General features: G+C 73.8%; 7 protein-coding genes. 4 read left to right on the top strand and 3 right to left on the bottom strand.

Translation table 11 applies throughout. The features are described from left to right. Window position 1 precedes the first annotated feature (1 nt). Window positions 2-5,245 (bottom strand): DNA repair ATPase, encoded by a 5,244-nt coding sequence (locus ACZ7MF_RS38015; protein ID WP_471482702.1) that lies wholly within the window; start codon window positions 5,243-5,245, stop codon window positions 2-4. A gap of 87 nt (window positions 5,246-5,332) precedes the next feature. After that, complete coding sequence (locus ACZ7MF_RS38010) at window positions 5,333-7,366, bottom strand: flotillin family protein (RefSeq protein WP_471482701.1); 2,034 nt, start codon at window positions 7,364-7,366, stop codon at window positions 5,333-5,335. A 615-nt stretch (window positions 7,367-7,981) separates the two neighbouring features. On the opposite strand from ACZ7MF_RS38010, the gene ACZ7MF_RS38005 reads away from it, so the two are divergent. The 4 genes from ACZ7MF_RS38005 (at window position 7,982) to ACZ7MF_RS37990 (ending at window position 12,755) form a co-directional block, all read left to right on the top strand. After that, window positions 7,982-8,716: a hypothetical protein gene (locus ACZ7MF_RS38005; protein ID WP_471482700.1), complete on the top strand. Its 735-nt coding sequence runs from the start codon at window positions 7,982-7,984 to the stop codon at window positions 8,714-8,716. 6 nt (window positions 8,717-8,722) lie between these two features. Further along, window positions 8,723-10,324 (top strand): hypothetical protein, encoded by a 1,602-nt coding sequence (locus ACZ7MF_RS38000; protein ID WP_471482699.1) that lies wholly within the window; start codon window positions 8,723-8,725, stop codon window positions 10,322-10,324. Beyond that, window positions 10,321-11,070, top strand: a complete 750-nt coding sequence (locus tag ACZ7MF_RS37995; RefSeq protein ID WP_471482698.1) for a TIR domain-containing protein — start codon at window positions 10,321-10,323, stop codon at window positions 11,068-11,070. Before ACZ7MF_RS38000 ends, ACZ7MF_RS37995 begins: the two co-directional genes overlap by 4 nt. A gap of 227 nt (window positions 11,071-11,297) precedes the next feature. Beyond that, window positions 11,298-12,755: a macro domain-containing protein gene (locus tag ACZ7MF_RS37990; RefSeq protein WP_471482697.1), complete on the top strand. Its 1,458-nt coding sequence runs from the start codon at window positions 11,298-11,300 to the stop codon at window positions 12,753-12,755. Window positions 12,756-12,885: 130 nt separating this feature from the next. Here ACZ7MF_RS37990 and ACZ7MF_RS37985 read toward each other — a convergent pair whose 3' ends face one another. Then, window positions 12,886-13,395, bottom strand: coding sequence for a hypothetical protein (locus ACZ7MF_RS37985; RefSeq protein ID WP_471482696.1), 510 nt, complete (start codon window positions 13,393-13,395; stop codon window positions 12,886-12,888). Window positions 13,396-13,412: the final 17 nt, after the last annotated feature.

Here is a 13,412-nt window from a genome sequence, read left to right as displayed (position 1 = left end):
GTCACCGCTCCGTTCCGCCGGCCGCGTGCCGCGCGTGCGGGCCGGCCAGGAGGTGGCGGGGGTCGGCGGCGCGGGTGATGGCGGACTCGACGGCGGCGACGCGGTCCGCGAGCAGGCCCAGGGCGGCGACGGCACGGGTGAGCGGGTCGTCGCCGGGGCCGCCCAGGGTGCGGGCGCGGACGTGGGCGGTGCGCACCTCGGCCCACCGGTCGGCCTGCTCGGGGGTGAGCGTGCCGCGCAGCTCGGCGAGCTTGAGGAGGTTGGCCTCGGCCCCGTGGGTGAGGGTCTGCGCCTCGGCGGTGTAGTGGTCGTCGAGGACGGCGGCGCGTTCGGCGTCGTTCATGACGGGACGGATGCGCTGGGCGATCTTGTTCATGTTGCGGTAGGAGCCCTGGAGCCGGAAGGCGGGTTCGGTACGGGTCTCGTCCGACCGGGCCGCGGAGGCGATGTAGGCGGCGTTGACGGCCAGCACCGTCTCGCGGGCGGCCACCAGGTGGCGCAGGACGGACAGGATCCGCTCCAGTTCGGCCGGCGGGTAGGCGTGGCCGATGCGGTCGGCGCGGGCGGTGGGGTCGCCGGTGGCGAGGCGGACGAGCAGCTCCAGGTCGGCGCGGTCGCGGCCGGCGAGCGGGGCCAGGACCGGGTTGGCGGTGAGCGCGTTCTCCAGGAAGCTGAGCGCGAAGGCCTCCTCCTTGCCGGTGAGGACGTCGCCGAGGTTCCAGACGTCGGCGCGGTTGGCGAGCATGTCGGGGACCTGGAAGCGGGCGCCGGACTCCGTGTAGGGGTTGCCGGCCATGCAGACGGCGAAGCGCTTGCCGCGCAGGTCGTAGGTGCGGGGCGCACCGTCCCACACGCCGTCCACGCGGCGGGTGGAGTCGCACAGCGGGATGAACTTCTGGAGGAGCTCCGGGGAGGTGTGCTGGATGTCGTCCAGGTAGAGCAGCGTGTTGTTCGCGGACGCCAGCGCGAAGTTGATCTTCTCGACCTCCTGGCGTGCGGTGGCGTTCGGGGCGTCGGCCGGGTCGAGCGAGGTGACGCCGTGGCCGAGCGCGGGGCCGCCGACCTTCACCAGCATCAGACCGAGGCGCTCGGCGACGTACTCGACCAGGGTCGTCTTGCCGTACCCGGGCGGGGAGAGCAGCAGCAGGAGACCGCCCGTGTCGGTGCGCTTGCCGTCGCCGGTGGCACCGAGCTGTTTGGCCAGGCTGTCGCCGACGAGCGGGAGGTAGACCTCGTCCACGAGGCGGTTGCGGACGAAGGCGGACATGACGCGCGGCCGGTGGTCGTCCAGGCGCAGCCGGGCCCGTTCGGCGCCCACGAGGGCGGTACGGCGGCGCTGGTAGGCGCGGAACGCGGGGACGTCGTGCGCGGCGAAGCGGGCGGTACGGGCGAGGAACTCGTCGAGGCGCAGCGGCAGTCGGCCTCCTGTGATGCGCGGGTGGGCGCCGAGCAGGCCCTCGGCCGTGGCCGTCGTCGGGGCGTCCCCGTCGTAGCGGGGCAGGTCCGGGCACAGCTCGGCGGCGACCGCCTCGGCCAGGTCACCGGGGGTGAGCCCGGTACCGCCGGCGGCGGCGTACGACGAGATCCACGCCTCGGCGAGCTGCCCCCGGGCGGCCAGGTCGTCCAGCGCGGCCAGGTCCTCGTCGTAGGCCGGGGTGCCCACGGTGCGGCGGAACTTCTCCAGGAGCGTGCGGGTAGCGGCACCGAGGACGAAGCCCTCGGGCTCGGCGGTCAGTTCGTGAAAGAGGTACGCGGCAGCCGCGCGGGCAAGCTCCGCGCCGAAGCCCGCCGGCCCCGCGGACGGGCCGAACGTACCGATCGGAGAACCGACGGCCCCAACCGTCCCGGCGAAGCCTTCGGCCGAGCGGGCCGCCCCCGCTGCGGCCCGGGGCACGCCCGCCGCCCGACCCGCGTCCCCCGCGGCGCCCGAACCGGAAGGCCCGGCCGGCGAACCGGAAGGCCCGGTCGACGAACCGCCGGCTCCTGTCGACGAACCGCCGGCCGCGGCTCCTGCGGGGCCAGGACCGGCACCCGCGGCGCGGCCGACCGCCCCCGCCACCGTCTGCCCCGGCCCCGGCTCCGGCCACGAGCCGACGGCCTCCGCCAGCTCCTCCTCCAGGGCCGTGATCGCCGTGGAGAGGCCGAAGGTGTCGCGGGCGCGGGCCAGGGAGCGGGCACGCCGGGTCCACGTCTCGCGGGCTCGCGGGGTGGTGCCGTGGGTCCAGAAGAGCTGGGCGGCGGCGCGGGCGGCGGGCTCGTGGACGAGGGTCCCGGCCCGCTCGTACAGGGGCAGCAGCGCCCTCAGGACGACCGTCGCGTCGTGGTCGTGCACGCCCCGCTCGTAACCCTCGTCGTACGCCTCCTGCGCGGCCTCGCGGACGAGGGTGGGGAGGTCGTCGGCCGTGACGAGGGCGCTCGCGCCGTGCTGACGGAGCAGACGGGCGGCGAGGTGCTCGGCGCGGTAGACGCCGGGGGACTCCGAGGGGAGGGTGCGGTCCCAGAGGGCGCGGGTGGCCGCGAAGTCCGGGTCGGTGACCGGTGCGCGGTAGTCCGTGCCGGTGAGGGCGAAGGCGAGTCCGTCGCCGTCGGGGACGAGGGTGAGATCGAGGGGCTGGGTGTTGACGGCGAAGCGGTGGGCGCCCAGGCGCAGGGTGCGGCCGTCGTCGGCGTACAGGTCGGTGCGGTCGCGCAGGGCGCGGGAGGCCTCCTGGCGGGCCGACTTGAGGCGCCCGTCCAGTTCCTCGGCGCGGACGCTGTCGCCGAGGGCGCGCAGTTCCTCGGCGGTGCGGCGGACCTTGGCCGGCATGGGGTCGGAGGCGAAGTACGTGCTGACCGCGTCGGCGTCGGCGAGCGTGGCGCACCGCCGGGTGATCGTCTCCATGATCCGGGCGGCGGAGGCGGCGAGCTGTTCGGCGCGGCGGGCGCGGGTGTCGGAGAGGGACTGCTTGCGGGCGGCGAGCGCGTCGTGGATCTCGGTGCGCTTGTCGGCGAGTTCGGTCAGGAAGCCGTCGAACTCCGCGAAGCGGGACTCCAGGTCCTCCAGGCGGGCGAGCAGCCGCGCCAGCTGGTCGTCGCAGCGCTCGGGGGTGTCGGCGGCGGCGAGCGCGGCGGTGACGGCCTGGCCGAGCAGGGCCGTCTCGGCGGTGAACTCGGCGCGGCCCTCCCGGTCGAGGAGGACGCGGCGGCGGGCGTCGAGGGTGGCGCGGGCGCGGTTGACGCCGCCCAGGACGGCGGCGACGCGTTCCAGCAGGGCGGTGCGGATCGTGGCGTCGCCCATGTCGAGTTCGGCGGCGACGTCGGTGACCGTGCGCAGCCCCTCGGCGAGTTCGTCCAGCCGGGCGGCGACGGGTCCGGCCCCGGCGACGGTGGTGATGGCCTCCGCGTCGGCGACGAGCGCTTCGACGTCCGCACGCTGGGCGTCGAAGGCGTCCTCGCGGGCGAGGAAGGCCACGGCCCGCTGCCCCAGCTCCGCGAGGGACGCCTCGGCCTCCTCGGCGAGGGCGTCGATGCCGGGGGCGTCGGCGTACCGGAGCTCCTTGACGGTCAGCAGGTGCCCGTGCGCGTGCCGCAGTTCGGTCAGGCCCCGCACCCAGGCGGCGGCCTCCTTCGGCGCCTCGCCGCGCAGCCGCCGCACCACCGACGCGATCCGCTCGGCGGCCTCGTCACGGGCCTCGGCGGCCCGCCGGGTCAGGTCCCGTACCGTCTCGAACTCGGCCAGCACCTGCTCGGCGGTCTCGCGTACGGCGGCCAGCGCGCCGGCCAGGTCGCCCAGGTCCGCTTCGCCCAGCCAGTGGTGGGCGTCGGCCGCGCGCACGCAGGAGGCGGCGAGCGCCCGGTAGCCCTCGGCGGTGGTGATGCCCTCGCCGACGGCCCCGGCGACGGACAGGCAGGCGGAGATGCCGCGCACCAGGTCGGCGTTGCCCACGCGGGCCAGCGGTCCGCTCCCTGCGGGCGCGGCGGCGGCGTGCGTGTCGGAGACGTACGGCGAGTGCCACCGCTGCACCGGGTGCACCTGGGCGGGTTCGTCGCCGTCCGCGCGCAGCACGGTGAAGGTGCCGTCCTCCGCCAGGGTCCAGCCCCGGCAGGGCAGCGGGTTCGCGACCTCCTTGCGGATGGTGTTGTACGACAGCAGCAGGCCCCGGCTCTCGCCGCGCGCGTGGAAGGCGTACAGCACGTCCTCGCCGTTCGGCGAGCGCACCTCCCGCTCGAACTCCATCCCGGTCGCGTCGAGTTCGTACGTCTTGTGGACGCCGGTGGCCAGGCAGTAGCCGCCGGGGAAGACGATGCCCTGGTCGTCGGGCAGGCGGCGGCAGGCCAGGCCGATGCCGTCCAGGCGGACCACCGACTTGGTGAGGGTGTTGAACACCAGGTGCCGGTCGGTGTCCTCCTTGTAGGGCCGTACGCGCAGCAGGATCAGGGCGCCGACCCTGGCGTGCGCGATGTCGGCGTCGGCCAGGGACTGGAGGGGTTCGTCGACGGGCTCGGAGTAGATGCCCCCGGCGGTCTCGGTGTCGTCCTCCAGCTTGACGGTGAGGGCGCCGCCGACCGCGCCGACGTGGAACTCGCCGCGCACCGACACGTGCGGGTGGCGGCCCAGGACGTGGTCCTCGCGGGTCGCGGCGGTCCACTCGAAGTCGTGGGACGGCGGGAACACGTCGTCGCGTTCGCCCCGCGCGTCCAGGAAGGCCGCCCGCCCGTCCTCGGTGAGTTCCCAGCGCAGGACGCGGATGTCGTCGGCCTTCTCGCCGGTGCGGAAGACGGCCAGCAGCCTGCCGCCGACGGGGCGCAGCCGCAGCAGCCGGGCCTGCCGGTAGTAGCGGTGCAGGTCGGCGAACTCCCGTGCGAAGGCCGGGTCGTCGAGCAGGCCCGGCACCGCGGACTCGGGCAGCGGGTTCAGGTCGCGGTCGTACAGCGTGAAGACGTCCGCCACGGCCGCCGTCCGGGTGCGGTGGCCCGGACGGCCGGTGGAGCCGAGGAGCAGGACGTCGCCGACGGCGGCGAGGTCGCGGGGCACCCCCGGGTGCTCGGTGCGCAGCCGCTCGGTGGAGGCCAGTTCGAGGCGGGCCGAGCCGAACTCCTCCACCCGGCGGGTATTGAGGACGTCAGCGCGGCGGGCGAGGTCGGCGCTCTGCGCGGCGAGACGGTCGCGCAGCACCTCGTACGCGCCGGCGTCGGCGGTGTCGTACGTGACCGTGGCGGATGTGACCGTGGCGGACGTCGTAGCCGTCTCCGCAGCGGTGGCCATGAGCGGTTGGTCCCTTCGAGGAAGCGGGGGGTGCCGAAGCCGCCGACCCCCGTACGGCGGTCCCGGCACCCGGTCTGTGGTGGCCGGTCAGACCCTGGCCGTGCCGTTCAGCGCGGTGAGCGGGGTGTCGGCGAGGCCCAGTTCGCCCGCGCGGTCCAGGAGGCGCTGCACCTGCCCGGCGTCCGTGCCGCCCGACTTCATCAGCTTCATCAGCAGCGCGGAGACCGTCAGGTTCTGCACGTCGGCCGTGGAGAACGAGCCGAGTACGCGGGTCAGGTCGTCGGTGAAGCTCGACGAGCCGTCCAGCCAGGGCCCGGCGAGGGCCTGCGCGGTCTCGGAGTGCTTCACGAATCCGTCGACGCCCTTGCCGAGCGCGACCGAGGACATCAGGCGGTCGAAGAAGACCGTGTCGCCGCCGACGATGTCGATGTCGGCGTTCTCCAGACCGGTGGCGAGCACCGTGGCCTGCGCCTCGGCGACCTGCCGCTGCACGTCCAGACCGGCCAGCCGGATGTCCTTCTCCGCCTCCAGGCGCAGCCGGTACTCCTCGTGGCCGCGCGAGGCGTCGTCCAGGGCGGCCATCGCGGCGGCCTTCTCGGTGAGCCCGGCGGCCTCCGCCTTCAGCTTGCCGCCGATGGCCTCCGCCTCGGCCAGGGCCTTGGCCCGCGCGCCCTCGGCCTCGGCGCGCATCCGGGCCTCGGTGGCCTCCGCCTCGGCGCGGCCCGCCTTCTCGATGACCTCGGCCTCCTTGTCGCGGACCTGGACCGCGGCCAGCCCCGCCGCGGCGGCCTCGGCCTGGATGCCCTCGGCCATCCGCAGCTTGGCCTGCGCCTCCAGGTCGGCGCTCTTCAACCTGGCCTCGGCCATGGTGAGTTCCTCGGCGGCACGGTGGGAGGCCGCGGCCTCCGCCGCCTCGGCCGCCTTGATGTCCTTGACCAGCCGCTCCTGCGCCTGGGCCTCGGCGGCGATGATCACGGTCTGCCGGTCCCGCTCCGCCTCCTCCACCGCGCGCAGCTTCTTGATGGACTCCTCCTGCTCGGCGACCGTGCGGTCCACGGCGACGCGCTCGCGGATGACCTCGGCGATGTCCCGCTTCTCCGCCTCGACCTCCTTCTCGGCGGCGATCCGGGTCAGCTCGGTCTCCCGCTCCCGGCCGATGGCCTCCAGCATGCGGTCCTTCTCGATGCGCTCGTTCTCCACGGCGATGACCCGCTCGCGGTTCTTCGCGGCGACCGCGACCTCACGGGCCTGGTTCTCGCGCTGCACGCCGAGCTGCTCCTCGGTGCGCAGGAAGGCCGCCTGCGCGCGCAGCCGCTCCTCCTCCACCACCCTGGCCGTCTCGGCCTCCTCGCGGGCCCGGGTGGTGTCGATCTCGCGCTTCTGCTTGATCTCGGCGTCGGCCTGCCGGCGCTCCAGCTCCAGTACGGCCTCGCGCGCGTCGACGTTCTGCCGGGTGATCTCCTTCTCCTCGGTGCGCCGGGCCTCGTTGGTGCGCACGTGCTCGACGGCCGTCAGCTCGGTGATCTTCCGGATGCCCTGGGCATCCAGGACGTTGGCCGGGTCCAGCTGGGTCAGCGGCGTCTGCTCCAGGTAGTCGATGGCCGCGTCCTCGAGGTGGTACCCGCTGAGGTCGACGCCGATGACCTCGATGATCCGGTACCGCAGCTCCTCGCGCTTGGTGTAGAGGTCGGTGAAGTCCAGCTGCTTGCCGACGGTCTTCAGCGCCTCGGAGAACTTCGCGTGGAACAGCTCCTGCAGCGTGTCCCGGTCGCTGGCGCGGGCCGTGCCGACCGCCTGGGCGACCTTGACGACGTCCTCCACGGTCTTGTTGACCTTGACGAAGAACGTGATGCGGATGTCCGCCCGGATGTTGTCCCGGCAGATCAGCCCTTCCTTGCCGGCCCGGGTGATCTCGATCGTCTTGACCGAGATGTCCATCACCTCGGCCCGGTGCAGCACCGGCAGCACAACCTGACCGGTGAAGGTCACGTCCACCTTGCGCATCTTCGAGACGATCAGCGCCTTGCCCTGCTCCACCTTGCGGAAGAGCCGCGAGACGCCGAACAGCACGACGGCGAGAAGGAGCAGGCAGACGAGGGCGAGGACACCGATGACTTCCATGGCATACGTCCTTACGGCATGAGGCGGCTGTCACGGCGGCCGGACGAGCGCGGCCGGCCGCCGCCGATGTTGGTGTGGTGACGCCCGTGCGGACAGGCGTGGTTCCGGGGGGGCGGGTCTTCGGACGGACCACGCCCGCGCGGGGCCCCGCCAGAGGCGGTGAGCGGGTCTCAGACGGCGCGGCGGCCGTGTGCCGCGGCACCGGCGGCGCGAGCGGCGCGGCCGGGTTCGTCCGGGCGGGGGCGGAGTTGGTGGAGAGGGCGAACGAACGGACTGTGCGTCGACTTCGACTTCGTCTTCGTCGTCATCGTCCGGCCCCCTCTCCGCAGTGCTCCCCGTGCGCCCCATGATGCGTGACGGTGCCACCTATCCGCATTGCCGGTTTCCGGCAGCGTTCACCTGGCCTTGAGTGCCGGTGAAGTGCCCCGGGGCGACCGGCGGGGCGATCAACGCGGCGGCCATACCGGAAGCCGATCGGAAGCGCATCGGAACCCCGGAAATCTGGTTCCGGAAGCGCCGCCACTGGTCGGATCGGTCGATGCACAAGGCACATCGGCCCACTCGGGGCGCGTGCCGTATCCGCCCGGCCGGATACCGGCGGCAATGAGGTGACAGATGAGCAGTACACGCGTCCCGTCCGGCGCCCGGGGTTCCTACCCCGCACCGGGGCTCGCACTCACGCCCGGCCCCGTACGCAACCAGGCCCTGACCGTGATCGCGGTCCCCTTCGTCCTCATAGTCGTGCTGGCCGTCGTGCTCGCCACGACCGGCCCGGACGACGGGGCGCCGGCCACCGACGGGCTCTACGGCAGCGGAGCGCTGCCTGACTGGGGGTCCGGCACGACCGACGACGGCACGACCGACGACGGCACCTCGGGCGACGGCACCGACCCCGACGGCACGTACGGCAACGGCACGTACGAGGACGGCACTTACGGCGACGGCACGACCGACGGCGGTACGTACGGCGAGGACACGTACGGCGACGACACCACGGACGACACCCCCACGGACGACACCACGACCGACGACACGGCCACCGAGGACACCACCGCCGACGGGAGCGGGCCGGAGGCGACCGTGACGGCGTACTTCGGCGCCATCAACAACCGCGACTTCGCGACCGCGTGGGAGCTGGGCGGCAAGAACCTCGACCAGGACTACGACTCCTTCGTCGCCGGCTTCGAGACGACCCTGCGGGACGACGTCACCGTGACCGGCACGTCCGGCGACGACGTCTCGGTCACGGTCGTGGCCCGGGAGACCGACGGCACGCAGACGACGTACGAGGGCACCTACACCGTCAGCGGCGGCGTCATCACCTCGGCCGACATGCGGGAAGGGAACTGAGCAGCCATGACCACCCACGCCGCCCCGCCGCCCCCGGACGCCACGAGCAACGCCACCCGCCTGCTGTGCGCGGGCACCTACCTCGACCCCCTCTACCGCAAGGCCGTCATCCGGGAGCTGCTGACCCACCGCTACCGGGTCGTGGCCCCCTCCTACGGCTACGACGCCGCGCCCGTCCTGGCGCACGCCCTGGCCGCCCACAACCTGCGCCGCAACCAGCTGATCGCCCTCGGCGCGGGCGCGGTCGTCATCGCGCTGCTCATCGCCGCGGGCGTGCTGGGCGGCTGGACGGCCGCGCTGTTCGCGTTCTGGCTGGCCTGGGCCACGATGTTCCTGCGCAGGCTCGCCATCCTGCAGACCCTCGCCGAGCACCTCGCGCCCCCGGCGGACGACCGCACCGGATTCGACGGCTCCCACCCGATCACCTCGCGCCTCACCCCGGAACTCGTCGGCAAGATCAACCGTGAGCAGGCCTCGGACACCGTGTACTACGGCGGCTACAAGCCCTTCGTCGGCGCCGGCGGCTCGGTCAAACGGTGGGCCAACGCGGAACTGCTGCTCGGCGCCCCGAAGTCCCGGGCCGGCGCGCTCGGCCAGACCCTGCTCAACGGACACCTCCCCGCCCAGCACGGACCGGCGGACGGCGCGGACGGCACGGGCGGCACGGGCGGAGCCGGAAGGACGGAACGCAAACCGATCATCCCCTTCACCGTCGAGGACATCACCACCCGGGTCTGCGAGGGGCTGCTCGCGGAACTGCGCGACAAGCCCGCGCCGAGCGACCGCGTCGAGCTGCTCTCCGTCGACCGGCGCCGGTTCACCAAGGCGGTGCGGACCGCCGAGGGCAGCGACCCCGTCGCCGTGCTCCTGGACACGCCCGACCCCGGCCACCCCGACCACACCGCCGCACACTGGCGGGAGGACTACGACGCCCGCCGCGAGTACCTGTGCGTCCGCATCGGGGCCTGGCAACAGGAGCTGGTCACCTCGGTGTTCATCGGCTTCGACATCAAGGGCAGCACCCTGCACACCGAGTTCTACACCTACGTACTCGGTCCGCTGCCGGAGAGCTTCCACCTCGCCGACCGGCTGCCGGCCGCGATCGACGGCAGGCTCATGTGCCGCATCGCCTGGGACGTGACCCGCAGCGCGCCCGGCGAGCTGCTGCGGCTGATCGCCAACCCGCTGCGCGAACGGCTGCCCAGCCGCTTCTCCACCGACACCGTCCGCAAGCTGGTGGGCCGGCCCGCCGACACCAGCGAGTTCCGGCTCGGCCGCTACGCGCTGACCGCGGTGGACTGCGGCGCCCTCACCAGCGTCCGCGAGCTGGCGCCCGACCACGACTTCCACCACTTCTTCCAGGAGTCGGACGCGATCAAGTACATCCAGATCATCGAGCGCCATCTGCTCCAGATCGTCGGCGACTTCCTGCGCGACCACGACGTCGACACCCGGGAGCACGAGGCGAACCAGACCAACATCCTCCAGCAGAACTTCGGCGCCAACAGCACCAACAACTTCGGCGGCAACCAGAGCGTCGGCAACACCAACACCACCCAGACCTTCGGCAACAACTCCGGCGTCACCAGGGAGGCACGGCAGGCATGAGCGGCCAGCAGTTCCACGGCAACAGCTTCGGCCAGGGCAGCACCAACAACTTCGGGGGCAACCAGAGCACCGGCAACACCGACACCACCCAGACCTTCGGCGACAACTCCCCCGTCCACGCCGCACCGCCCGCGCCGTCCACCCCGCCCGCACAGCCGTACGCCGACGGATGGCGGCGCCCGGCCGCCGCGGCGGGCCAGGACGCCGAGCGGGCCCGCAGCGTCTTCGTCGTGCACGGCCGCGACGACCAGGTGCGGCGCGAGATGTACGAGCTGCTGCGCCGGCTCGACCTGCGGCCCAAGGAGTGGGAGGACCTGGTCCGGGCGACCGGCCAGGCCTCCCCCTTCCTCGGCGACGTGGTCGCGGGCGCCCCCGCCCAGGCCCAGGCGGCGCTGGTCCTGCTCACCCCGGACGACGTCGTCACCCTCCACCCGGACCTGCGCGGCCACGACGAACCGGACCACGAGACCCGGCCGGTGTGCCAGCCGCGCCCTAACGTCCTGATCGAGCTGGGCATGGTGCTGATGGCCTACCCGGAGCGCACGCTGATCGTCGAGGTCGGCAGGGTGCGGCCGATCGCCGACATCGCGGGCCGCAACGTGGTCCGCTTCGACGGCTCCGAGACGGCGCTCGGCAAGGTCGTGGAGCGGCTGAAACTGGCGGGCTGCACGGTCAACGACACCGGCTCCGACTGGCGCCGGACCTACCCCTTCCGCCACCTGTCCGCCTACCACCGGCGGCCGTAGCCGTCCTGCCACCGCCGGCGCAGTCGTCCGGCGGATCCGGCGCCGCTCGGGGGACCGGCGCAACCGGCCCCCGGGGCACGTCCCGTCACCGCGGTACGTGTCCCGGGGGCCGGCCCCGCACGAACCGACCGAAACCACAACTCCCCCAAACGGACAATTGATACGCTGCCGACACCTCTCCCGCGACCACCGGTCGGGAGAGTGTGAAGCGAGTGGAGACCACTTGTATGGCGCGCATCCGTGTGAGCGTCCTGGGTCCGGCCAGGCTCGAAATCGACGGCGTACCCGCCCGGTTGACCCCGTTGACGACACGGCTGCTGGTCCGGCTGGTGGCGGCGGACGGCGAGCCCGTCCCGGTGCGCCGGCTGCACCGGGACGTGTGGGCACTCGACGGCGAGCAGCCGCACGCGGCGCAGCGCCACCGCAACGAGGTGCAAAAACGCGTCCTCGAACTGCGCCGCGCCCTCGATCCCACGCAGCGCGGTGACGGCGCCCGGGTGCTGCGCACCGAGCAACTGCTGGCCGGCCCGGCACCCGAGACGGCCTACCGGCTGGTGCTCGCGCCCGGCGAACTGGACTGCGCGGAGTTCACCGACCTGGTCGACTCCGCGCTGCTCGCGGCGCCCGCGTCGGCCGCCGACCGGCTGGCCGCGGCGCTGGCCCTGGTGCGCGGCCGTCCCCTGGCCGAGGCGGGCGACGAGGACTTCGCGCGGCCGCTGGTGCGCCGGCTCACCGCGCTGTACGAGACCGCCCGCCGCCAGCTGATCCGCAGCAGGATGGACCTGGGCCGCCACGACCTCGCGCTGCCGGTCGCGGAACGGATGGCCCGGGAGCGGCCGGACGACCAGGACGTCGCCGAGCTGCTCGGCGCCCTGCGGGCCCGGCTGCGCGAGCGGCACGGACGGGAGTTGCTGCGGCAGCCGTTCCCCGGCGCCGGTGACCTCGTGGTGGTGCGGGGCGACCTGTTCGACCAGGACGACGCCAATCTGGTCGTCGGGTTCACCGACACCTTCGACACCGCCACCGAGCAGGACCTGGTGATCAGCCGGGACAGCGTCCAGGGCCAGCTGGTGGAGCGGCTGTTCGGCGGGGAGCGCAAGCTGCTGGACGACCGGATCCAGGCCGGGCTGCGGGCGCTGCGGCCGCTGCGCACCGAGCGGCCCCAGGACAAGCCGCGCGGCCGGCGCGTCCGCTACCCCCTGGGCACCACCGTGCCGCTGACGGTGGGCGGCCGCCGGGTCTTCGCCGTGGCCTACTCCCGGCTCGGCAACGACCTCGTCGCCCGCTCCGGACCGGCCGAGCTGCGGGCGAGCCTGGACACCCTGTGGCCGGCCGTGGCCCGGTACGGCATGTACCGGCCGCTCGCGATCCCCCTGATCGGCTCCGGGCTGGCCCGGATCGTGGAGCTGGACCGCACCCGGCTGCTGCTCCTGATCGTGCAGAGCTTCGCCGACCACTGCCGCCGCGATCCGGCGACCGCCCCGGAGCTGCGCGTCGTGATCCGCCCGGCCGACCTGGAGCGGACCGACCTGTCGGTGCTCGGCACCTATCTGCGCACCAGGCGACTCCCCGGCACGAACACCACCGCCGGCACCGGCACCAGCGCCGACGTCGGCGCCGGCACCGGGAGTCAGGACACCGGTGCCGGCGCCGGCGACAGCGGTGGGGCGTACGGCCGCCGGTGACGTCGACATGCCCTTACGGCATCAGCGACCCCGCTTCCGGAACCAGCGGCGCACCGCTTCCGAACCGCTTCCGGTTCCGGGTTCCAGGTGCCGGGTTCCGGCGTCGGTCCGCGCCGATCGGCGGCCCTTCCTACCGGGAGTCCGCCCGGCGCGCGGCCCCGGCCGGCCACACGACGTCGACGGGGATCCCCGCCTCCCGGGCGGCGAGCACCAGGTCGGCGGTGCCGCCGCCCCGGCCGCTGGGCGGTTCGCCGTTCCACACGGCCACCAGCCGGTCGGCACGTTCGAGGAGCAGGGCGTTGGCGGCCTCGTACGCCTGCCGGCCGGCCCTCTCGCGGGGCAGTACGACGACCTCGTCGGCGGCGGCGGCGAGGTGGTCGAAGAGGGGGGCGTCGTCGGGCTCGACCGTGCTGCGGCGGTAGTCCCGCGAGGGGACGACGACGACCAGGCGACCGCCGACGGCCAGTACCGCTTCGGCGAACAGCGAGTCGGCCCCCTTGGCGATGCAGGAGATCCCGACCAGTGTCTTGCTTGCGCCCAAGTCCCTGTACCGGCCCAGCAGTTCGTCCAGGGCGGCGCGGACCGCGGGGAGGCTCTCCTCCGTCAGGTCCATGTGCCCGGTCACCGCGAGGGCCGTCACGGTCTCCCCCTCGGTCG

Source organism: Streptomyces sp. NPDC111628 (genome assembly GCF_055635195.1).
The sequence above is the reverse complement of the archived record's forward strand: the minus strand, read 5'-3'. Positions and strand labels throughout refer to the sequence as shown.